Source organism: Rhizobium fabae, from assembly GCF_003985135.1.
Taxonomy (GTDB): Bacteria; Pseudomonadota; Alphaproteobacteria; order Rhizobiales; family Rhizobiaceae; genus Rhizobium; species Rhizobium pisi.
In genome coordinates this window covers 1-23,080 of sequence record NZ_ML133665.1, presented here as the reverse complement: position 1 = coordinate 23,080, position 23,080 = coordinate 1, and the positions used below count along the sequence as shown (strand labels likewise).

At 61.2% G+C, this 23,080-nt stretch carries 17 protein-coding genes and 1 tRNA gene; 11 read left to right on the top strand and 7 right to left on the bottom strand.

Features of this window, described 5'->3' with window-relative positions:
- Positions 1–144 precede the first annotated feature (144 nt).
- Entirely contained in the window at positions 145–1,992 is a 1,848-nt protein-coding gene (locus tag EFB14_RS30585; protein WP_126830425.1) for a methyl-accepting chemotaxis protein, read from the top strand.
- Here the strand turns inward: EFB14_RS30585 and EFB14_RS33655 are convergent.
- Entirely contained in the window at positions 1,965–2,198 is a 234-nt protein-coding gene (locus EFB14_RS33655; protein WP_164737617.1) for a hypothetical protein, read from the bottom strand. The two genes, EFB14_RS30585 and EFB14_RS33655, sit on opposite strands and share 28 nt — an antisense overlap.
- 89 nt (positions 2,199–2,287) lie before the next feature.
- Between EFB14_RS33655 and EFB14_RS30575 the strand changes: the two genes are divergently transcribed.
- On the top strand, positions 2,288–3,157 hold the full coding sequence (locus EFB14_RS30575) for a LysR family transcriptional regulator (RefSeq protein ID WP_125842651.1): 870 nt from the start codon (positions 2,288–2,290) through the stop codon (positions 3,155–3,157).
- Positions 3,158–3,173: 16 nt separating this feature from the next.
- Here the strand turns inward: EFB14_RS30575 and EFB14_RS30570 are convergent, their stop codons facing one another.
- The 3 genes from EFB14_RS30570 to aceA all read right to left on the bottom strand — a co-directional run bounded on the left by EFB14_RS30570 (position 3,174) and on the right by aceA (position 5,991).
- Positions 3,174–4,277, bottom strand: a complete 1,104-nt coding sequence (locus EFB14_RS30570) for a helix-turn-helix transcriptional regulator (protein WP_125842653.1) — start codon at positions 4,275–4,277, stop codon at positions 3,174–3,176.
- 166 nt (positions 4,278–4,443) lie between these two features.
- Positions 4,444–4,680 (bottom strand): SMc00767 family acetate metabolism repressor, encoded by a 237-nt coding sequence (locus tag EFB14_RS30565; protein WP_039617955.1) that lies wholly within the window; start codon positions 4,678–4,680, stop codon positions 4,444–4,446.
- 21 nt (positions 4,681–4,701) lie between these two features.
- Complete coding sequence (gene aceA / locus EFB14_RS30560) at positions 4,702–5,991, bottom strand: isocitrate lyase (RefSeq protein ID WP_125842655.1); 1,290 nt, start codon at positions 5,989–5,991, stop codon at positions 4,702–4,704.
- Positions 5,992–6,181: 190 nt separating this feature from the next.
- On the opposite strand from aceA, the gene EFB14_RS30555 reads away from it, so the two are divergent.
- The 5 genes from EFB14_RS30555 to EFB14_RS30535 all read left to right on the top strand — a co-directional run bounded on the left by EFB14_RS30555 (position 6,182) and on the right by EFB14_RS30535 (position 11,787).
- A complete protein-coding gene (locus EFB14_RS30555) occupies positions 6,182–7,591 on the top strand; it encodes a helix-turn-helix domain-containing protein (RefSeq protein WP_126830423.1) in 1,410 nt (469 codons plus the stop codon).
- A gap of 126 nt (positions 7,592–7,717) precedes the next feature.
- The gene (locus EFB14_RS30550) at positions 7,718–8,815 is read left to right on the top strand and encodes a polyamine ABC transporter substrate-binding protein (RefSeq protein ID WP_125842659.1); all 1,098 of its coding nucleotides are present in this window, start codon (positions 7,718–7,720) and stop codon (positions 8,813–8,815) included.
- 91 nt (positions 8,816–8,906) lie between these two features.
- Positions 8,907–10,049, top strand: a complete 1,143-nt coding sequence (locus tag EFB14_RS30545; protein ID WP_125842661.1) for an ABC transporter ATP-binding protein — start codon at positions 8,907–8,909, stop codon at positions 10,047–10,049.
- 4 nt (positions 10,050–10,053) lie between these two features.
- Positions 10,054–10,965, top strand: a complete 912-nt coding sequence (locus EFB14_RS30540) for an ABC transporter permease subunit (RefSeq protein ID WP_125842663.1) — start codon at positions 10,054–10,056, stop codon at positions 10,963–10,965.
- Positions 10,966–10,968: 3 nt separating this feature from the next.
- Positions 10,969–11,787, top strand: coding sequence for an ABC transporter permease (locus tag EFB14_RS30535; protein ID WP_125842665.1), 819 nt, complete (start codon positions 10,969–10,971; stop codon positions 11,785–11,787).
- A gap of 105 nt (positions 11,788–11,892) precedes the next feature.
- On the opposite strand, the gene EFB14_RS30530 is transcribed toward EFB14_RS30535, so the two are convergent.
- Entirely contained in the window at positions 11,893–13,782 is a 1,890-nt protein-coding gene (locus tag EFB14_RS30530; protein WP_126830421.1) for an AsmA family protein, read from the bottom strand.
- Positions 13,783–14,115: 333 nt separating this feature from the next.
- On the opposite strand from EFB14_RS30530, the gene EFB14_RS30525 reads away from it, so the two are divergent.
- The gene (locus tag EFB14_RS30525) at positions 14,116–16,068 is read left to right on the top strand and encodes an acetoacetate--CoA ligase (RefSeq protein WP_126830419.1); all 1,953 of its coding nucleotides are present in this window, start codon (positions 14,116–14,118) and stop codon (positions 16,066–16,068) included.
- Between the two features lie 237 nt (positions 16,069–16,305).
- Here EFB14_RS30525 and EFB14_RS30520 read toward each other — a convergent pair whose 3' ends face one another.
- Positions 16,306–20,124, bottom strand: a complete 3,819-nt coding sequence (locus EFB14_RS30520) for an ATP-binding protein (protein ID WP_126830417.1) — start codon at positions 20,122–20,124, stop codon at positions 16,306–16,308.
- A gap of 212 nt (positions 20,125–20,336) precedes the next feature.
- On the opposite strand from EFB14_RS30520, the gene EFB14_RS30515 reads away from it, so the two are divergent.
- Together EFB14_RS30515 and EFB14_RS30510 are read left to right on the top strand one after the other, a co-directional pair.
- Positions 20,337–20,786 carry a phasin gene (locus tag EFB14_RS30515; RefSeq protein WP_125842673.1) on the top strand — a complete coding sequence of 150 codons (450 nt, stop codon included), beginning with the start codon at positions 20,337–20,339 and terminating at the stop codon, positions 20,784–20,786.
- A gap of 130 nt (positions 20,787–20,916) precedes the next feature.
- Positions 20,917–20,993: transfer RNA gene (locus EFB14_RS30510), tRNA-His, on the top strand.
- A gap of 286 nt (positions 20,994–21,279) precedes the next feature.
- On the opposite strand, the gene EFB14_RS30505 is transcribed toward EFB14_RS30510, so the two are convergent.
- Complete coding sequence (locus EFB14_RS30505; protein WP_245438345.1) at positions 21,280–22,293, bottom strand: nucleotidyltransferase and HEPN domain-containing protein; 1,014 nt, start codon at positions 22,291–22,293, stop codon at positions 21,280–21,282.
- A 324-nt stretch (positions 22,294–22,617) separates the two neighbouring features.
- On the opposite strand from EFB14_RS30505, the gene EFB14_RS30500 reads away from it, so the two are divergent.
- Positions 22,618–23,080 (top strand): MobA/MobL family protein (locus EFB14_RS30500; RefSeq protein ID WP_164737616.1); only part of this gene is annotated, 463 nt, incomplete at its 3' end.

Below are 23,080 nucleotides of genomic sequence, written 5' to 3'. Positions count from 1 at the left end.
GGAGCGGTGGAGGGATCGGCCGAATGCCGGGCATCCATTGCATGGAAATGACACGGAGTAATATCTCGGGCGACCCTGATTTACGGAAAATTTTCCTTAATGCTTTTGGCTTAATTTAGCCTCGATTTATCTCCGGGGGTTTTGATGCTGCGCCTTTTCTCTTCGTCGATCGTACGCCAGATCGTTGCGATCACGCTGTTTCTGCTGGCGATCAGCACAGCCGCCATCGTCGGCGTGACCTACTGCAATCTGAGCCGCTACGTCATGGACGGGGCCGTCTCCGACGCGAGGGACGCCACCCGCTCCATGGCCGTCCTTTATGCGGCGGCCGATCAGGCTGCAAAGATCGAGCTGAAGGACAACCAGCTCTCCACCGTCACGGAAGACGCCATTCCGACTCTGGCCGATCATTCGCTGGTCGACCGGACTGCTCAGTCGATCGCGGGTGTTGCGACCATCTTCCAGAAACAGGGCGGCGACTACGTCCGCATCTCTACAAACGTCAAGAAGGAAAACGGTGATCGCGCCGTCGGCACCAAGCTCGTGGCAGATCACCCCGCCCAACCGGTTCTCGCCAGGGGGGAGGCCTATTATGGTCCGGCGGAGCTCTTCGGCCGCAAGTTCATGACCGGCTATTTCCCCATCAAGAACGCATCGAGCGCCAATGTCGGCATTCTTTTCATCGGCATTCCGATGGAGGTCTATTACCAGCACATGTATCATCTGCAGATGCTGGTTCTCGGCGCCGGCCTCATCGTCATGCTCATCGTCGGGGTTCTCGCCTTCTATGCGATCCGCTTGTCGGTGAAGCCTTTGCAGGCGTTGACGGCGAGCGTCCGCTCGATTTCCTCGGGCGATCTGGAGGGGGCGATCCCTTGTGTCGATAAGAAGAACGAGTTTGGCGACATCGGCCGAGCCCTGGCGCTTTTCAGTGACAGCGCCCGCGCCAGGCGCGACCTGGAAATGCAGGCCGCCGAACAGCGTGCTTTGAGCGATGCCGAACGCGCAAGAAACGATGCCGACAAGCGCTCGCTCGACAGCCAGATCGACTTTGCCGTCAACCAGCTTGCGGCCGGCCTCGGGCGCCTGTCGCAGGGCGATGTCTCTCAGACGATCGGCACGCCCTTCGTCGGCAGGCTCGAGCAGTTGCGCGTTGATTTCAACGCCTCCCTCCTGCGGCTCCAGGATACGCTCTCCGGTATCCGCGACAGCGCCTCGACGATCCAGCGCAACAGCGGCGCCGTCTCGGCCTCCACCGGTGAGCTTTCCAAACGCACCGAGGCGCAGGCCGCCAGCCTTGAAGAGACCGCGGCTGCGGTTGAGCAGATTACCGTGACGGTGCGCTCCTCGGCGGAACGTGCACGCGAGGCGAACAATGTCGTGGCTGCGACCAAGCGCACGGCCGACAATTCCGGCGCCGTCGTCGGCGATGCCGTCGCCGCCATGGAGCGTATCGAGCAGGCTTCGCAGCGCATCGAGCAGATCATCGAAGTGATCGACGACATCGCCTTCCAGACCAATCTCCTGGCGCTCAACGCCGGCATCGAGGCGGCGCGCGCCGGCGAGGCGGGCAAGGGTTTTGCCGTCGTCGCCCAGGAGGTCCGCGAACTCGCCCAACGTTCAGCCGACGCCGCGCGTGAGATCAAGTCGCTGATCGAGACATCCAGCCGCGAGGTGACGGCAGGCTCCGAGCTGGTCCAGAAGACCGGCAGCGTCCTTGCCTCGATCAGCCACGAGATCATCGCGATCAGCGGCCATGTCGAGACCATCGCGACCGCAAGCCGGGATCAGTCGGCCGCGTTGCAGGAGGTCAACGGTTCGGTCAACGCGATGGACCAGATGACCCAGAAGAACGCATCGATGGTCGCCGAGACGACGCAGGCAAGCCGCCTGCTCGCCGGCGAAGCCGATACGCTGATGGCGCTGATCGAGCGCTTCCGCATCGTCGCAGAATCGGCACCTTCTCATCTCGGAAGCAGAAAAGTCGCCTGAGCCCCACAGTTGCAACTGCCGCGAAAGCGCGCCGCTGTGGGGCGCTTTCCCCAGTTGAACTTGGGCGATGTCAGCCAGGCGGCGAAGCGAATGAGGCTGCTATCTCCGAACTCGGCATAGAATCTATCCTCCGCCGCCTTGCTGGCGCATGGCGGGCGATAGTGCCGATATCCCTGGACACCTGCGAGGGTGATCATGTCGATCATGGTAATGTCCTTTCCTGTAGAAGACATCACTGATGTAGGCATCGAATTTCTCTTCATAAACGGACAAAACCCCGCTATGTTTTTCATTGATGAAAAACGCGAATTGGGATTCCTATCAGCTTTTCCTGCAGGTCGCCCGGCTCGGCGGATTGACGGGGGCAAGCACCGCAAGCGGGCTCAGCCCGGCAACGGTCGGCCGGCGCATGCTCGATCTCGAACAGGAGATCGGCCGCGGATTGTTTTCGCGCAGCCAGACCGGCTACCGTCTGACGCCGGACGGCCAGGCGCTGCTCGATCATCTTCATGAGATGGAAGCCGCCGCCCGTAAGGTGGAGGCGTGGCGGCAATCCGGTGAGGGCGGCGCGACCGTCAGGATCGCCGCCGGTACCTGGGTCGCCTGGCTGCTGACGGAGAATTTTGCCGCGATCCGCATGCCGGGCGATGCTTTCGCCATTTCGCTGACCATCGGCGAAGCGCGCGCAAGCCTTGCCTATCGCGAGAGCGATATCGGCATTCGCGCCTTCGAGCCGGAGGAAACCAATCTTGCAGCCCGTCTGCTCGGAGACGTGGCCTACGCCGTCTATACCAGACGCAATGCCGCCGAGACCGACGACCGCTGGATTGCGGTCGCTGAGGAGGAGGCGATATCGGCCTATCTGCGCTGGCCGCACGCCAACGCCGCGGCAGGCATCGTCGCCACCGTCAACCGACCGCGTTCGCTGCCGGATCTCGTGCGCGCCGGCGCCGGCAAAACAGTACTTCCCTGTTTCGTCGGCGATCTCCATCCGGAATTGCAGCGGCAGGGCGGCGATCTGCCGGAATTGCGCCACCGGCAATGGATCGTCATGAATGCCGAAGACCGTCATCGCCCGGAGATCCGCACCGTCGCCGACCGCATGACCAAGCTCATCAGAAGTTATGCCGATCTCTTCGCCGGAAAACGACCGCGCCGCGGTTAGGCAATTCCAGCAAAAGCTACGGCATCAGCCGGCGCACCAGCGCCACCTGGCTGTTCACTCCCAGCTTGGAATAGATGCTCTTCAGGTGCGAGCGGGCCGTCTCATAGCTGACATCGTGTGTCGTGGCCGCCTCCCGCAGGGAAAGCCCGTCGGCGATCGCAGACGCGATGCGCATCTCGGCGGCCGTCAGTTGTTTGTCGCGTGTCAGCGCTTCATTGATATCGGCCCTTAGCGCCGCGCCTGTCCGCTCGATGATGAGCGCTATCGTCGGGCCTTCCAGGAAGGTGGTGATGAAATCCGATTGCAGCCTGACGAGCGTGCATTTGACGCTGCCGTCTTTCGTCTTGACGAGCGACGACGACGGCGGCGCGCTGGCCAACGCATGATGGTGGCTCAGCATGTCGAACTGGGCGCTCAGCGCCGTATCGCCGATGACGATCCGTCCGGACACGCCGATGCCGATCCCGACACCCTCGGCAAGCATCCGTTCCGCGGCCTTGTTAAACGAGCGGATCTGCCGGTCCTCGCCGAGGTAAACGATGCCGACGCCGATGGCGTCGAAGAGCACCAGCCGGCTTTCATCGTTCTGGGAATCGCGACGGTCGCGTCGAACGAACTCGAAGGCGCGCTTGAGATGCGGCGCAAGATCGCTCAGCAGATCGGCATTCGCCCGGTTGCGATCGGGATCGGCCGAAGAGGTCAGCGTCGACAGGTTGAAGGACCGGCCGTTCTCCCGCATGATGGTGACGCCGACGCTGCTTTCGCAGCCGATCGTGCGGATGAAGTCGTTGTAGAATTCGGTCTTGAGGAGGTCGCTGCGCGGCAGCATCTGTTCGGCGATGACGCCGAGCCCGACCGGCCGGACAGCGGCTTTGGGCATCCAGGGATTGATCTTTGCATAGTAGCGATTGTAGGCCTCGACTTCCGCATCCTGAATGCCGGAGGCAAGTGACAGGCCACCGGTGCGAGCGATAGAATCATGAAAGAACAGCGTGGATTTCCCATCCGGCATCGTCTCGTTCAGCGCGTCGAGAAAAGCCTGCCATGTCGTCTCACCGAAGAGCGCGGCGTAGATCAGATCGGTCAAGGCTTCGAGTCTGGGGTGCGGCGCGCCGGGCATGGGCAATTCCGTTCGAAGATGACCCATTATGGCTCGGCTTCGCGGCACTGACAATTGCGGCAAATGTGACGGCCGTGCGTCGCGCGCGGATAGGGCGCCCGCGCATCTTCTGGGATGCGCGGGTGCCCTGATTGGGAACAGGGCCGAAATCGTCGACCGCCTTTCGTCAATGCCGGTTGGTGACGACGACTGGAATGAGCAGATCGCCCCAGTTGCCGTCGCCACCATGATGGCGGGCCGAACGGACCAGCTCGACCGAGACGCCGGCCTCGACGGCTTTCATTACCGATTGGTTCAGCCGATGCAGGTCGTTGGCAAGCATGCGGATCGTCGTCTGCTGATCCTCGCTCATGCTTGATGTCTGCTCCTCGGCCCGTTCTCTGACGCGTGAAATGGATGCCATGGTCTTCTCCTCCTCTTCGGGTTATTCCGCAGCCGGCTTGAACTGCGCATGTTCGGTGGAATCGTGCATCGCCGTGGTCGAAGACCGACCGCCGGTGATGGCGAGCGACACTGCGTCGAAATAGCCGGTGCCGACCTCGCGCTGATGCTTGGTGGCGGTATAGCCGTTGGCCTCGGCGGCGAATTCCGCCTGCTGCAGCTCGGAATAGGCCGACATCTGCCGCTGCCGGTAGCCGCGCGCCAGTTCGTACATGCCGTAGTTCAGCTGATGGAAGCCGGCGAGCGTAATGAACTGGAACTTGTAGCCCATCGCGCCGAGCTCGCGCTGGAACTTTGCAATCGTCGCCTCGTCGAGGTTCTTCTTCCAGTTGAAGGAAGGCGAGCAATTATAGGCGAGCAGCTTGCCGGGATGGATCTTGTGCACGCCTTCGGCAAAGCGCCGCGCCTGTTCCAGATCCGGCTTCGAGGTCTCGCACCAAATGAGATCGCAATGCGGCGCATAGGCCACGGCCCTAGCGATACACGGCTCGATGCCGTTTCTGACCTGGTAGAAGCCTTCGACGGTGCGCCCAGCATCATAATCGACGAAGGGTTGGTCGCGCTCGTCGATATCGGATGTCAGGAGCTTTGCCGCCTCCGCATCGGTGCGGGCGATGACGAGCGTCGCAACGCCCATGACGTCGGCGGCCAGCCGGGCGGCGTCGAGATTGCGGATATGGGCGGCCGTCGGGATCAGCACCTTGCCGCCGAGATGGCCGCATTTCTTCTCCGAGGCAAGCTGGTCCTCGAAGTGGACGCCGGCAGCACCCGCCTCGATATAGGCCTTCATGATCTCGAAGGCATTGAGCGGCCCGCCGAAGCCGGCCTCCGCATCGGCGACGATCGGCGCGAACCAGGTGTCGACGGAAAGTCCCTGGCCTTCCGACGTCTCGATCTGATCGGCGCGCTGCAGCGTGCGATTGATACGCTTGGCAAGCTCCGGCCCGGCATTGGCCGGATAGAGAGACTGATCGGGATACATCGCCGATGCCGTGTTGGCGTCGGCCGCCACCTGCCAGCCGGAGAGGTAGATCGCCTTCAGCCCGGCGCGCACCATCTGCATGGCCTGGTTGCCGGAAAGCGCACCGAGCGCATTGACGAAATCCTCCTGGTGCAGAAGCCGCCACAACCGATCTGCTCCCATTTCGGCAAGCGTATGGCGTAGCGCGACCGAGCCCCTGAGCCGGGCCACATCATCGGCCGAGTAGGGCCTCTCGATGCCGTCGAAACGGTCCGTGGGTGCGTTTGGGACTAGTTTGTAAAAATCGGTCATGCTGCTCTCCTCACTGGAAGTCTGTTTCAAAATGCTCCATGACAAGATTGACAATATCGCGCGGAATGACCAGAAAAACCTTTGATTTCGGGGCCAGAAAGGAGTTAAGATGAGGAGGATTGACAGAGCGGCGCTGTGAAATTGTAAATTATTGTAAATATAGCCCGCCTTGCTTGTCAAAGGGTGTGACATGGCGGAACGGAAGATATTCGCAGGCCCGAAAGTGAGGCGCATCCGCAATGCGCTGTCGCTGACGCAGACCGCCATGGCCGAGGCGCTGGAAATCTCTCCCTCCTATCTCAACCTCATTGAGCGCAACCAGCGGCCTTTGACGGTGCAGCTCCTGCTCAAGCTTGCGGCCGTCTACAGGGTCGATCTCGAGGAGCTGCGGGGCCAGACCGGCGGCAGTCTCGGCCAGCTCAAGGAAGTCTTTGCCGATCCGCTGCTTTCGGGCGAGTTGCCCGGCGATCAGGAACTGGTGGAGGTCGCGGAGGCCGCCCCCAATGCCGCAAGCGGCATGATCAAGCTCTACCGCGCCTATAGTGAGCAGGCGGCAAGGCTTTCCGATCTGACGGCGCTGATGGCTGCCGAAGGGCATGCGCCAGTCGCCGCCGGCCGTTTGCCGCTGGACGAGGTGCGCGAGACGCTGGAGCGCAGATCCGCCTATTTCGCACGGATCGAGACGGCGGCGGAAGCCTTCGCCGCGACGCTTTCCGGCGGTCTCGATCTTGTCGCCGGGCTCAAGGACTGGCTGCGCGCCGAGCGCGGCATCGCCGTGCGTGTGCTTCCCGTGCATGTCATGCCGGATCTGCGCCGCCGTTTCGATCGTCATTCGATGCGGCTTTTCATCTCGGAACGCCTGTCGCAGGCCGACCGGGCGCATGAGATCGCCATCGAGGCCGCAACGCTCGCGCTGCTGCCGGCCATCGATGCCGAACTCGACGATCTCTCGCTATCTTCCGCCGAGGCGCGCCGCATCGCCCGTTTCGAGCTTGCCCGTGTCGCCGCGCTGGCGCTTGCAATGCCCTACGAGGCCTTCCTGTCGGCGGCAAAATCGACGCGCTACGACATCGATATTCTTCGTGCGCGCTTCGGCGTCTCCTTCGGCCACGCGGCCGCGCGTCTTGCCATGCTGCAGCGCCCCGGGGCGGCGGCCATCCCCTTCTTCCTGATCGAGATCGATACTGCCGGCCACCGGCTGCGCAGGGTGGGCGCGCAGGGCTTCCCGCAGGCCCGTTTCGGCGGCGGCTGCCCGAAGCTCAACATCCACGCCGCCTTCCTGCAGCCGGGCCAGATCCTCGCCGAAACGGTCGTCATGCCGGACGGCGCATCCTTCCTGACGATCGCCCGCACCCTGGAGGGGCCGAGCGTCGAATTCGGCGAACGGATAAGGCGCACCGCGATTCTAATCGGTTGTGACGCCGCTGTTGGCGAAGGCCTTGTCTATGGGCAGGCGACGGCGCTCGATCCGGTTGCGGTCGGTCCGGCCTGTCGCCTCTGCGAGCGGCGTGGCTGTCTTTCCCGTGCCGAGCCGCCGGTGACGAGACCGCTGGCGCTCGACGAGATGGTGGCGGGGCTCAGCGCCTTCGACTTCCAGTGATTGTGAAATCATTGAGGGCGCAGGATTTTGCGCTTGTGGGCTGTTAAAATCCTTCTTAGTCTGCGTGAAAAACCAGAGGGAAAAGATGTCCGGGGGTGCGGAATCTTTGAACAAACAGGAGAAGTCATGAGGTCAACCATCCTAGGTGTGACGGCGGCCGCCGTTACCGCACTCCTTGCTGCCGCGCCGGCTTTTGCGCAGGAGCGAGTGGTCAACGTCTACAACTGGTCGGATTATATCGACAGTTCCATTCTCGAGGACTTCACCAAGGAAACCGGCATCAAGGTCGTCTACGACACCTTCGATTCCAACGAGACTTTGGAAACCAAGCTGCTTGCCGGCGGCACAGGTTATGACGTCGTCGTTCCCACCGTGTCCTTCATGCAGCGCCAGATCGCAGCCGGCGTTTATCAGAAGCTCGACAAGTCCAAGCTGCCGAACCTGTCGAACATGTGGGACATCGTGATGAAGGGCGTCGCCACCTTCGATCCGGGCAACGAATACTCCGTCGACTACATGTGGGGCACAACAGGGATCGGCTATAACGTCGACAAGGTGAAGGCTGCACTCGGCACGGATGAAAAGCCGAATTGGGATGCGCTTTTCGATCCGGCCAAGGCTGCCAAGCTCAAGGATTGCGGCATCTATATGCTGGATTCACCGACGGACGTCATTCCGTCCGTTCTTGCCTATCTCGGCCTCGATCCGAACAGCAAGAAGCCGGACGACCTGAACAAGGCGCAAGAGGTCCTGCTTGCCGTTCGTCCCTTCGTTCGCAAGTTCCATTCCTCTGAATATATCAGCGCGCTTGCCAACGGCGATATTTGCATCGCACTCGGCTTTTCGGGCGACGTCTTCCAGGCGCGGGATCGCGCAACAGAGGCAAAGGCCGGCGTCAATGTCGACTATTCGGTTCCGAGCCAGGGCGCGCAGATCTTCTTCGATGTCTTCGGCATTCCGAAGGATGCGCCGCATGTCGCGGAGGCGCATGAATTCATCAACTACATGATGAAGCCGGAGGTCGTCGCCAAAGCATCCAACTTCGTCTTCTACGCAAACGGCAACAAGGCCTCGCAGCAGTTTCTCAACAAGGACGTGATCGACGACACGGCGATCTATCCGACGCCGGAGATCATGGCCAAGCTCTTCACGGTGCCGCCGCTCGATCCGAAGACGCAGCGTCTGGTGACACGAATCTGGACCAAGGTCGTCACCGGCCAGTAATCGAGATTTCGGCCCGGACGGAAACGTCCGGGCCTTTCCATTTCCGGCCCGGGTGGAGGCTGGCTGAAACCTTATATTTTCGGGGAATAATATGAAATCTCTTGGCAATATCCGCCGCGCATTCGCACCTTGGTCCGATCCGTCAGCAAAACCATTCATTGCCTTCAAGAATGTCACCAAGCGCTTCGGCCATTTTACCGCCGTCAACGATCTGTCGCTGAATATCTATCACCGCGAATTCTTCGCGCTGCTCGGCGCGTCCGGCTGCGGCAAGTCCACGCTCTTGCGCATGCTGGCTGGTTTCGAACAGCCGACATCGGGCGAAATTATTCTCGACGGCACCGATCTCTCGGGCACACCGCCCTACAAGCGGCCTGTTAACATGATGTTCCAGTCCTACGCTCTTTTCCCGCACATGACGGTCGAGAAGAACATTGCCTTCGGCCTCAAGCAGGATGGCATGCCGAAGGACGAAATGGTCGAGCGTGTCTCGCAGATGCTGAAGCTCGTGAAGCTCGAACAGTTCGCTTCCCGCAAGCCCAACCAGCTTTCCGGCGGTCAGCGCCAGCGCGTGGCGCTTGCCCGTTCCCTCGCCAAGCGCCCCAAGGTGCTGCTGCTCGACGAGCCGCTCGGCGCGCTCGACAAGAAGCTGCGCGAGGAAACCCAGTTCGAACTGATGGACCTGCAGCAGAGCCTCGGTTTGACCTTCGTCGTCGTCACCCACGACCAGGAAGAAGCGATGACCATGGCCGACCGCATCGCCGTCATGAGCCACGGCAAGGTGGTGCAGGTGGCAACACCGGCCGAGATCTACGAGGCGCCGAATTGCCGCTTCGTCGCGGATTTCATCGGCGACGTGAACATTTTCGACGGCAAGGTGACAACGGCCTCAAATGGCGCGGTCGAAATCGCCGTCGACAGCGGCTTCACGGTCCGCACGGCCTCATCAGGCGCGCCGGCCGTTGGTAGCGCGCTCGGTTTCGCGATCCGCCCGGAAAAGCTCCGCGTCACCCGCGCGGCACCCGCGAATGCCTCGATCAATGCCACCAAGGGCGAGCTCTGGGACATCGGCTATCTCGGCGACATGACAGTTTTCCACGTCAGACTGCCGAACGGCAATGTCGTCAAGGCGTCTTCCCTCAACGCACAGCGCACCGTCGATGACCCCTTCACCTACGATCAGGAAGTCTGGGTCTCTTTCGACGAGGACAGCGGCGTGCTGCTGAGGGATTGAAACCATGGGAACCTTGGCTTCACGCTTCTACAATCGCCTCGTCATCATCATTCCTTATGCTTGGCTGCTGCTCTTTTTCCTGGCGCCGTTCTTCATCGTCTTCCGCATCTCGCTATCGGCGACGGCGATCGCCATGCCGCCTTATGAGCCGGTCTTCGCTCTCGCCGATGGCTGGGGCGGTTTCTGGGATAAGGTCTCGAGCTTCTCCCTCGACAATTACGGCTACCTGACCGACGATCCGCTCTATTTCAACGCCTATATCTCGAGTGTGGTGATCGCCGGGCTCTCCACTTTCCTGACGCTTCTGATCGCCTATCCGATCGCCTATGGCATGGCGCAGGCGCCTCGCAGCGTCCGCCCGACCTTGCTGATGCTGGTGATCCTGCCCTTCTGGACGAGCTTCTTGATTCGCGTCTATGCGTGGATTGCCATCCTGAAGCCAGAAGGGTTGCTGAACCAGCTTCTCCTGTCGCTGCATCTTATCGATAGCCCGCTGATCATCCTCAACACCAATACCGCCGTCTATATCGGCATCGTCTATTCCTATCTGCCCTTCATGGTACTGCCCCTCTATTCGGCACTGGAGAAGATGGATGGCACGCTGATCGAGGCGGCGCAGGATCTCGGCTGCACGCCGATCCGGGCTTTCTGGCGCGTCACCTTCCCGCTGTCGATTCCGGGCGTCATCGCCGGCTGCATGCTGGTCTTCATTCCTGCCGTCGGCGAATTCGTTATCCCCGACCTGCTTGGCGGTTCGCAGACGCTGATGATCGGCAAGACGATCTGGAACGAATTCAATTCCAATCGTGACTGGCCCGTTTCTTCGGCGGTGGCGACGATCCTGCTTCTCATTCTCGTGATCCCGATCGTCTTCTTCCAGAATGTGCAGGCGAAAGCCGATGAGGCAGGGAAATAAGCCATGCTGAGATGGACCCGTTTTAACATCACCTCCGTCGTGCTCGGCTTCGCCTTTCTCTACCTGCCGATCGTGCTTCTGGTGATCTTCTCTTTCAATGAATCGAAGCTCGTCACCGTCTGGGGCGGCTTCTCGACGAAATGGTATGTCTCGCTGCTCTCCAATCAGGCCCTGCTCGATGCGGCCTGGGTGACGGTCCGCGTCGGCCTGCTGTCGGCGACATTCGCGACAATCCTCGGGACCATGGCGGCGATCACCCTGGTGCGCTTCACGCGCTTCCGTGGCCGCATCATCTTTTCCGGGCTGGTCTATGCGCCGCTCGTCATGCCTGAAGTCATCACCGGCCTGTCGCTGCTGCTCCTCTTCGTGGCCATCGGCCTTGACCGCGGCTTCTGGACCATCACGCTGGCGCATACGACGCTGACCATGTGCTTCGTGGCCGTCGTCGTGCAGTCGCGGCTTCTGAGCTTCGACCAGTCGATCGAGGAGGCAGCTCAGGATCTCGGCGCCCCGCCGGTCAGGACCTTCTTCGAGGTGACGCTGCCGATCATCTCACCTGCCGTATTTTCCGGCTGGATCCTCGCCTTCACCCTGTCGCTCGACGACCTCGTGATTGCGAGCTTCACATCAGGACCGGGCGCAACCACGCTGCCGATGAAGATCTATAGCCAAGTGCGTCTCGGCGTGACGCCTGAGATCAACGCAGTCTGCACCATTCTGATCGCCATCGTGGCGATCGGCGTCATCTGCGCATCTCTCGTCACCAAGCGCCGCGAAGTGCAGCGCGAGCGGGACGAGCGGGCCGCGGCTGCGACCGCTTGAGGTCACGGCATGTAGGCGAAAAGCGTGAGCGGTTTTCGGATGATATCCTGCGGACAACCAAAGACCTAAAGCGTGGCAGGCGAATCCGAAAGATCGCGATGCGCTTTAGGGTTTCGCCGGTGCGTTGAGCAGCGGAACCGGTGAGATGACGGGGTTCGGCCAGGAGCCGCCGACGAAGAATGGCAAGGGCGGCAGCTCCGCCGCCTTGGCCGGATCGGTTGCCTCCAGCGATCCGGAAAGCGCCAGCCCGTTCGACTGATAGGTGATCACGCCGGAAAGCGTCAACGTCTGCGTTGCGCCGGTAATATGAGCGTCGTGGATTTCGGCGGAACCGTTGGCGAAATTGGCCTGAAGGTTTAGCCTGTCGAAGCTGAAGGCGCCGCTTGCCGCCGCGCTCAGCGGAAAGAACGGCTTTTCGGCTGCTTGGGTCCGCAGCGCTCCCGCATCGATGCCAGGAATCGTGCCCTCCCTGGTCCAGAAACGCAGCTTGCCCGTGACGTCGCCGAGACCGGCCGTCCAGATCGCCTTCGACGATTGCAGGTCGAGATCGAGCGATCCTGTCGCAAGCGGCAGCGGTCCCTTGAGGTGCAGGCGCTCGGCGAGCGCTGCGAAATCGGCATCGCGGATCGACAGCTGCAGCTTGCCGCCGCCGTCGAAGTCACGCTTTGTCGCCTCCAGATGCGCGGTCATCTCGCCGCCCTCAAACTGGCTGTCGCCAATGTCGAATTTCGCCTCACCGCCCGCAACGATCATGCTGGCGCCGACATCGGAAAGCTCGAAAAGACCCATCTGCGCGCGTCGTGCCGAAAGCCTGACGTCGACATCGAGCAGCTGCAGCGGCTCACTCATGCCGGTGGATATCTCCTTGGCCTCTCCGGCGGCGAGCCTGAGCGCGAAGGCGTCGAGGAACGGCTTGAGGTTCATTTCGTCGAAGGCGAGCGTCCCGCCGATTTTCGGTCGTTTGCCGGGTTGGGTGAAAAGATCCATCACCCCGGTGGCGCTCGCATCGTTGAGCGACAGGCTGAGATTGTTGAAGCGTAGCCCACTTCCGGACGACATGATGTCGGATTCCAGTGAGGCGCTCTTCAGCGTCCCGATGCCGGGGATCGACTTGCCCGACCAGGTCAGAAGCGACGGCACGTCGGGAATGGTCGCATTGATGTTGCCGGAAAGGGCGGAAATGCTGGCGATGCTCGCAATTCCCTGGAAATGCGCCGTCAGCAGATTGGAGGTGATCGATGTCCGCGTTTCGGCATTCTTGCCGGCAAAGGCAAGCAGCGGCTGACGCGAGGCGTAGTCGACCTTCAGGTCCTCGCCGTTGATGCGGGCGATGACGACCGCCGAGATTGCACCCGATAGCCGCGGCCAGGCAATGTCGGCCGTGACGCTGTCGAAATGATAGATATTGCCGGTCCTGATGTCGGTGACCACAAGCGCACCGTCCTCGACCGTCACCGCGCCGATCTCAGCATCGAGATCGGGATCGAGCACCTCCGCTCCGTTTTCGTAGCGCACGCCGCTGATCGCGCGGGCGAGCAGGCCGGCATAGCTCCAGTCGATCAGCCCGTTTTCATCGCGCGTCAGCGCAAGGTTGGGGCGCAGCAGGTTGAACTCGTGGAAGCTGGTGCGCCCTCTCAGCGCATCGATGAGGCTGAAATCGGCCGACAGGCTTTCGATGCTGCCAAGCAGCTTGTCGCCGCTTTCGCGCGGCTGGCGGATGGTGACCTGGTTCAGCGTGATGCGCGGCGTCGGCCAGAATTCGAGAACCGGGGTGCCCTTGATCTCGGCATGATAGCCCGTCCATTTCGACAGGGCGTCCTCGATGCCGGAGCGCACGAAACCGGTCGAGATGAGATAGGGGGCGGCGACCCTGAGGGCCACGAAAAGCCCGAGCGCGATTAGGAGGAGAACGGTCGAAAAACGGGCAAAAGCCGGCAGCCAGCGCGAAACGGGTCCGATCTTCCTGCGCCACCTGCGATGTCTTGACGTACCCATGATCTCCGCCGGTAATTCAGCCGGTTGTGCAGCTATGCGCTGGTTTCGCCGGATATAGGAAATATCAGGCATATGCAAATGCCCTAAGGCGCCGCGCGTCTTTTCAGATGCGCAAAGGAGGCCGTAACACATTCAAAGCTCGATGTGCCGATGATGCGTTTCTTCCGAAAGTGTATAACGGTATGGGAGAACGACGTGCATAAATAAAAGACTTAAAGCCCGTCGCAGGAATCCGGTTTGACGCGATGCACTTTAGGCGCCGGATCGGGGCGGTTCCGCACTTTATAATGCAGTGCAGCATGATATAAGAACGGCATTGGGGAGGAGGATTGAATGCAGGACAACAGACCACTTTGGGTGCCCTCGGAGGCCGCCGTCGCAAAAAGCCCGATCCATGCCTTCATGGAGCGCTGCAACGCCGATTTCGGGCTTTCTCTCTCAGGCTTCGAGGATTTGCACGCATGGTCGGTCGCCGAGCGGGAGAGTTTCTGGTCGGCCGTCTGGGATTTTTGCGGCGTGAAGGGAGAGCGCGGCGCAAAGGTGCTTGTCAACGGCGACCGCATGCTGGAGGCGCGCTTCTTTCCTGACGCGACGCTGAACTTCGCCGAAAACCTGCTATCGGGCCGGGGCGAGGCGGACGCCATCGTCTTCCGCGGCGAGGACAAGGCCGAGGACCGCTGGTCGTGGGATCGGCTGCGCGCACTCGTCTCGAAGCTGCAGCAGGCTTTCAAGGCGCTCGGCATTTCGGAAGGCGACCGCATCGCCGCCATGATGCCGAACATGCCGGAGACCGTCGCGGCCATGCTCGCTGCCGCCTCGATCGGCGCCATATGGTCGTCCTGCTCCCCGGATTTCGGCGAGCAGGGCGTGCTCGATCGTTTCGGCCAGATCGCTCCCAGGCTCTTCATCGCCTGCGATGCCTATTGGTATTCCGGCAAGCTGCAGGATGTCGGGGCCAAGGTCGCCACGGTCGCAAAAAGCCTGGGCGTGCCGACGGTCGTCGTCCATTACGCCGGCGACGCCGAGGCAGTGGCGGGCAAAACGCCCAATGCTTCGACGCTCGAGGCCTTCGTCGCGCCCTATGAGGCAAGGGAAGTCGAGTTCACACGGCTTGCCTTCTCGCATCCGCTCTACATTCTCTTTTCTTCTGGCACGACGGGTGTGCCGAAATGCATCGTGCATTCCGCCGGCGGCACGCTGCTGCAGCACCTCAAGGAGCAACGGCTGCATTGCGGCCTGCAGTCGGGCGAGAAACTGTTCTATTTCACCACCTGCGGCTGGATGATGTGGAACTGGCTGGTGAGCGGGCTTGCCAGCGGCGCAACGCTCTGCCTGTTCGACGGCTCGCCCTTCGCGCCTGACGGCAACGTGCTGTTCGACTATGCCGAAGCCGAAAAATTCGCGATCTTCGGCACCTCGGCGAAATATATCGACGCCGTGCGCAAGGGTGGCCTGGCGCCGCGCAACAGCCACGATCTCTCCAGCCTCCGGCTGATGACCTCCACCGGTTCGCCGCTGTCGCCTGAGGGGTTCACTTTCGTCTATGAAGGCATCAAGGAAGATGTGCAGCTCGCCTCGATATCGGGCGGCACCGACATCGTCTCCTGCTTCGTGCTCGGCAATCCGCTGCAACCGGTCTGGCGTGGCGAGATCCAAGGCCCCGGCCTCGGTCTCGCGGTCGACGTCTGGAACGATGACGGCAAGCCGGTGCGAGGGGAGAAGGGCGAGCTCGTCTGCACCAAGGCCTTCCCTTCGATGCCGGTGATGTTCTGGAACGATCCCGATGGCGCGAAATATCGCGCCGCCTATTTCGACCGTTTCGACAACGTCTGGTGCCACGGCGATTTCGCCGAATGGACAGCGCATGGCGGCTTGATCATTCATGGGCGTTCGGATGCGACGCTCAATCCCGGCGGCGTGCGCATCGGCACGGCCGAGATCTACAATCAGGTTGAGCAGATGGAGGAAGTGGCCGAGGCGCTGTGCATCGGCCAGGACTGGGAAGACGACGTCCGCGTCATTCTCTTTGTCCGCCTGGCGGCTGGCGTCACCTTGAGCGAAGATCTGATCAAGGCGATCAAGACCCGCATCCGTGTCGGCGCTTCTCCCCGCCATGTTCCGGCCAAGATCATCGCGGTTGCCGATATTCCCCGCACCAAATCCGGCAAGATCGTCGAGCTTGCCGTGCGCGAGGTCGTTCACAACAGGCCGGTGAAAAACCAGGAAGCGCTCGCCAATCCCGAGGCGCTGCGGCTCTTCGCCGGGCTAAGCGAATTGAAGGATTGATAGGACTCGTAAACTACAAGCTTTCACCCTCTATCAATCTCCTGTCATGAAAACCTTTCGTTAAGAAAGGTTTGTCAAATGTGAAGCCAACTTGGGGGCCGCACATGAACGAGGCGGCCTAAAGCCTCCGGGCTTACAACATGACGTTGATCGACTGAGCTCTTGTTGAACAGCACCAACTCTTAAGGCAGCCTCCTGGCTGCCTTCTTTTATGGTGCCGCTTTCTCCTTATGCCGATCAGCCGGCCAGAACGCGCTGCGACGGGAAGGTGATCTCGACGAGCGTGCCTTCGTTCGGCGCCGAATTGATCGAGAACGTCGCCCGATTGGCATCCACCATCGCCTTGGTCAGCGGCAGGCCGAGCCCGGTGCCGTCGCCGCGATGGCGCGATTGGGTCGAGGAGACCTGCCGGAATGGCTTCATCGCCTGGTCGAGCTCGTTGCGCGTCATGCCAACACCGGTGTCGCGGACCCTCAGCGCCACGCTGCCATTCGCCTCATAGGAGGTGGAAACGACGATCTGCCCGCCCGACGGGGTGAAGCGGATAGCGTTCGACAGGATGTTCAGCGCGATCTGCTTGATCGAGCGCAGATCCGCCACGACATCAGGCACCGAATGCGACAGCGCCGTGCGGATGATGACGCGCTGGCCGTTTGCCTGCGGCTGCACCAGCGCCACGGCTTCCGAGATCGCCTCGTTGAGCCCCACGGCGGCAAAATCGAGATCCATCTCGCCTGCCTCGATCTTGGAAATGTCGAGCAGGTCGTTGACGATATCGAGGACGTGGCGGCCCGAGCGGCCGATGTCGTTGGCATATTCGATGTAGCGGGGATGGCCGATCGGCCCGAAGCGTTCGCCCGCCATCATGTCCGAAAAGCCGATGATGGCGTTGAGCGGCGTGCGGATTTCGTGGCTGACGCGAGCGAGGAAATCGGTCTTGTGGGCGTTGGCGGTTTCCGCAGCACCCTTGGCGTTGCGCAGCTCGTCTTCTGTGCGTTTCCACTGGGTGATGTCGCGGATGACGGCGCAATAGCCGTTGGATGAGGTGAGCTGGCCCATTGTCATGAACAGCGGCACGAAGCCGCCGCTGGCTTCGCGTCCGATCACTTCCCGCCCGTCGTTCAGCACGCTCGCAACGCCATGGCCCGAGAGGCCGTTCAGATAGTCGATAACCGCCTTCTGGCTCTCATGGGCAAACAGCATGACGAAGGGTTTGCCCCGCGTCTCCTGTTCGTCATAGTTGAAAAGTGCGCTGGCCGACCGGTTCATCGAGCGGATATCGCCTTCGGTGCCGATGACGACGACGCCGTCGGTTGCCGTCTCCAGGATCGAGCGCAATTCTTCCACTTCGACCTGAAGCTTGGCGACCTTCTCGACCATCCGCTCGGGGCGCGGTTCAGACCGGCCCTCGGAACGGCTTGCTTCGCCGCGGCTGTCTTCCTTGCCTTCTACTGGCATCAGCGCCAGCATCAGGGCGTTGGCATCTTCCCAGCGCACCGATTGCAGCCGCGCGGTCACCGGCGCCAGCGTATCATCAGCCTTGACGAGCATCATCGTGCTGGAGCCCGCCGCCTTTTCCTCGAGTTCGCGGCGCTGCAGCAGGGCTTCGATGCCACCCACCTCGCGCAGCGCGTCGAGCGAAGCATAGCCCGTCAGCCGCATGAATTCGGGATTGGCATGGATCAATGCATCGCCGATATGGATGAGCACGGCGACAGGCAACTGGTCGACCGTTCCGGCCGAAAGACCGTCCGTCATCTTGACGCGCGGTGGAATGAAGCTTGTGAGAACCTCGATCTGACTGACCGTTTCCTCGAGCCCTTCCGTCGCGTCGTCCTCGGCAGCGATCGCCGGCTCCTCGGTCTCGTCGTCGCGCTCAGTTTCGACGGCACGCTCGAAGATCGCCTCCTGCGGCGCCGTCTCCGCAACGAGCGGCGTCTCCCTTTTGTCGGTAAAGGTCGTTTCGGACTGAGGCTCCTCGGATGCGGAGGCTTCTTCGAAACCGGCCGGTTTTGCGGTGCTTTCGTCAGGCGCTGCAGGCTCTTCCTTGCGGGCGCCGAAGGCTTCGAGACGCTTGGCGATCTCGCGGAAATTGGCCTGCTCGGCGGCCGTCAATCCGGCGCCCGTGCTGTGAAGCTGAACGACCTTGTCGGTGAAACGGCGATTGGGCGTTTCCGAAATGCGAAGAGCAGGCAGCTCTTCCGGAGAATTGACGACCGGCTCGGCGGCAGGTGTATCCTCCGCGTCAACATCGCTTGCCGGTTCCTCCGCGGCACTTTCGAACGCTGCCTCTTCGGCGGCAATCTCTTCCGATGCCGGTTCTTCGATCTCCGGCTGGGCTGCGGCGAGCGCCTGGTCTTCGATCTCTATCGCTGCAGCGGTTTCGGCTGATGCTTCTTCAGGCGCGGCTTCCGCTTCGTGTGTGGTTTCCGTTATCGGGCCGAGGCTTGCCGCATCATGGCCGACGCCATCATGGCCGAGCGTCAGGCCGAGCGCCAGCGGATCTTCCTGCACATCGGAAAGCCGGACGACGCCGAAGCCGCGGAAACCGTCAAAGTCGCGGTTGCGAGTATAGGTCGGCAGTGCTGCGAGATCGACCGGGACGACGAGACTGGTGCCTTCGACCGGCCAGAGGATCGTCTTGCCCGACCAGGTGTCGCGGCGGGCGAGCGCTTCGGCAAGCTTGCCATCGGGATCGAGGTTGAAGAGGGCGGCGATATCGCTGAAGGCGGAGCCGATGATGTCCGATGCGTGCGGACCGACGGCCTCGGCAAATTCATGGCTGACCTCATTGAACCGGCCCTCGGCGTCGATCTTCCAGACGAAGCGCGTGGCGCGGCTGTTCGGCCTGAAGACGAAGCCGGGCTCAGCCGCAGGCTGCGGGGCAGGGGCGGCCTCGGGAGCAGCCGGCGCTGTCACGGCGGGTTCTTCGATGACCGCTTCCGGTGCTTCTTCAATCTCTGCTTCGGTTGCTTCAACTGGGGGTTCCGCAATTTCAGCTGCTCCCACCGGTTTCGAAGCGGAGGTAATGGCATCCTCATCGATCGCGGCGGGCTCATAGGCGTCATCCGTGCTGCTATCGCTGACGCCGTGGTTCTCCGGCTCCTGGTGCCCGCCAGACGGCATCCCGTCCACTGTTTCGTCTGCGGATTCCGCAGCGGTCTCGGCCGGCTGTTCGCTTTCGCCGGCGATTTCCTCGAGTGTCTCCTCGACCTCTTCGATCCCGGAGACCGCGTCGATCATGTCGGTGAAGCCTGCCGCGGCGACGGGTTCGTCCTGGAGCGCCTCGGGGGGCGCCGGGCTTTCTTCCCCCGTAAGCGCCTCGGCTGCCTGCGGCACTGATGGATCGATGGTTTCGTGCACGGGTGCATCGATCGGGTCGAGATGGCCGAGCACGGTTTCGACCGCAAAGAGCAGATTGAGCGCCGGCTCGTCGCTGAGCTTGCCGACGGCGGCCGGAAGATAGCCCCGGCCGGTGGCGACGGGACGCTTCACCAACCGGTCGGGATGTGCGCCGGCAAGGTTGATCAGCGTCTTTGCGGTCTGCTCGGAAATGCCGAGCGAGGCAAAGCCCGGCGAGGCCGCGATGACCTCGCCATTGGCGCCGATGACAGCCATATGCGTATCGGGATCATCCAGCCCCTGCAGCATCTGGGCGGCCGAGGCGCCGGCTGTAAGCGGTTTGGTCGAGACCGGCACCGAAAACAGGATGGCCTTCTCGCCCTGGGAGAGCCGGATCAACTCGGCCGCCGCCTGCACCTGCACGCGCTGAAAGCCCTTGGCGACGCGGATCATCAGGGTGCGGCTGTCGCCGATATCGGTGAGCTGGCGCGCGGCCGTTTCCAACTGGCGGAAGGTGATGTCGGCACGGTCGACGCCCTGGTCGAGTAGATCATAGACCGCCGAATGGCCGAAAAGCTCCGCGCCAGCGCCGTTCGCCCAGAGCAGGCGAGCAAGATCGGCCGAAACCAGCACCATCGCCTCGCCGCGTGAAAAGCGTTCTCGCACCCGCGCATGCACGGCGATATCGATGAACGGATATTGGACTGCGGGCATGATCTAACCTTGTCGCTGTCGGCCTCTTTACATTAACGGCTTATTAATAACTGCAGGGCGCAACCCGGTCCAGAAGAGCGGGGTGCTTTCGGCCGGAAAGGTTAACGACTTGTGCGCTGCACAACAATGTTGCAATGCACAATAAAATATCCTATATAGACGTCATTCGATGATCATAGGCAGCGACTGCCTCAACCTAAAGGAATGCGACCGTGGCTACCATAAAGACCGATGACGTTTTTTCAATTGCTTCTTTCGACCCGTCCAAGCTCGCGGAATCCTTCCGTGACTTCGCCGAAAAAGGCGCCCAGCAGTCGAAGGACGCCTATGCCAAGCTGAAGACGGCTGGCGAGGAAGCCGGCAAGACGCTCGAAGCCACCGTCCAGACGGCACAGGCCGGCAGCGTCGAACTCGGCCTGAAGGCGATCGACGTTCTGCGCGTCAACGCTGAGAGCTCGCTCTCGCACATGGAAGCGCTCCTCGGCGTCAAGTCCGCGGCCGAATTCTTCGAACTGCAGACCTCCTTCCTGCGCAAGCAGGCTGAACTTGCCGTCGAGCAGGCGAAGTCGATCCAGGAAACCACCAAGCAGGTGGCCGAAAAGCTTGCCAAGCCCTCCAAGGATGCCGCCGAAAAGGCCATGGCCTCCTTCAAGAAGGCCTGATCGGTCTTTACCAGTCAGCGACAAAGGGCTGGACCTCGTGTCCAGCCTTTTTGTATATTCGCGAGGAATGGGGCTTGAATTCCTCGCCAAGTCCTCGTATGTGACCCCCGTCGCGCCAAGCGTGATTTATGCGGTTGTAGCTCAGTTGGTTAGAGCGCAGGTTTGTGGCACCTGAGGTCGGAGGTTCGAGACCCCCCAACCGTACCATCTCCCCCTTGTCCATACCGAAGGCATAGGTACAGACGAAAGGGTCGTCGACGTTCGCAAAGTCTTCTGTCGACGGAAACGCGCACATCGCCGGCCAGGTGCCTGACCGGCAGATCTCTGATCTTCTGGCACCTGCTTGAATATCGCATCGCCCGGCTAGGTAGTTAGGTGGCGCAACGCATCGGCCACCGAGACCAATCCGTCAGCGCCTCCCGGCCGTCATCTTTGCAAAAATTGAAGATTTTGCGGCGGGTCGTGCCGCGACAACTTCCATTCACGCAGCTGGTCAACCGCCTGACAGCGATTCTCGCTTAATTATATCGCTGCCAGCTATTCCTTTAAGGATCTCTAGGTGCCCTTTGCAAACCGCCTTGACCAGTTCGAGCAGTAACGCAGTTTGTTCTGCGAGCCAGCCAAGCGCTTCCTCGCTGATCTCGAAGTGCTTGGAATAGCGCGCCTTCACGTACGCCTCGTTTAGCGTGTTGAACCAGGCACGTTCTCTGTGCTGATCGCGAGGAAAGGCCTCGATCAGTCGTCGGTCTTGCTCCTCGGCAAGCGAGCGTAGGAACTTGATGTTGTGCGATGGCGGGCCGTAATTGGTGAGTGTAAGTAGGACACATGAATAGGCCTGCTCGATTGATTGATGCAGGCTGAAGGCGGACAAGTTTCCCCAAGCGTCGCCGACGCTTTCCGAATTTTTGCGTTGGAACTCAGCTGTTGCGAGAAAGGCGCTAGCCTCTGCAAACCGACGCGCAAAATGCTCTCTTGCCACCGGTAGTCGATCCGTGGGGGAGAGTGGTTCCGGCTCCGCCAACGGCTCATCGTCCAGTTCGTAGAGAACAATGCCTTCCTTGCGGATGTCGGAAAAGAAATACTGTCCTTCCCTGAGGTAGGTGTTCACCTCGCGCCTGGAATGGACGATGAAGCTTACCGGCGTTTCGATCGAGGCTTCGTGGATCAGCCGGTCGGCGGCCTTGTACCAGTATTCGGCGAACTCGCAGAGCTTGCGGTTGTTGACGATGATCAAGAGATCGAAATCGGAGCGATATCCCTTCATCGTGAAGGGTTCATCGACCCACCCACCCTTGGCGTAGGAGCCGAACAGGATGATCTTCAGGATCCGGCCGCGCTTTTTGAAATCGGCGGTACCTTCCTTCAACGCGTCCTCGAATTCCTCGTGGAGGATTTCAAGAACCCGTCCGAGTTCTCGCTGCTTGCGAAGCGGCATATGTTCAAGCGACGATTTCATGAGCAATCGATAGGCGAAAGATCCAAGATCGTCTACTGGCAATTTTAGTATCCCTCAACTCCTGCTTTGCCCTTGCTTCTCATCCGGTTGCTACCAAACGCTGGAGATTGATCAAAAGCTTCAAGTGCTTAGGGACAAGGATCGTCTGAACGCGGCATAGTTAGACGCTGTGCACTAGGCGAACAAAGCGTGAAATCAGCCTCGCATTATACTGTCTTGAATAAATCAGTTAAATCCCTTATTTGTGGCACTTGATATGAACCCGCGCAAAAACGACCGGAGACAAGCGCGGAGCGCGTCGGTCGTTCGGTCTGACTATTGTGAAAGAGCGATCTCGCTCGTTGCTGCAACCGCTCCGAATATGCGAGGGCAATCATGGCAATCATGTTCGTCAGAGCACAGGTGATCAGCAGGGGAGCCGGACGCAACATCGTCTCGGCCGCCGCCTATCGTCATCGCACTAGGATGATGGACGAACAGGCGGGCACGTCGTTCAGTTACAGGGGTGGAGCTTCCGAGCTGGTGCATGAGGAACTGGCTCTGCCCGACCAGACGCCGGCCTGGCTGCGATCGGCGGTCGAGGGGCGTTCCGTCGCTGGTGCCAGCGAAGCGCTGTGGAATGCTGTTGAAGCGTTCGAGAAACTGGCAATCGCGCAGCTGGCGCGCGAGCTGATCATTGCACTGCCGGAGGAACTGACGCGGGCCGAGAACATCGCGCTGGTGCGCGAATTCGTGCGGGACAATCTCACCGCGAAGGGAATGGTCGTCGATTGGGTTTACCACGACAAGGAGGGCAACCCGCATGCCCATGTGCTGATGACATTGAGGCCGCTGACGG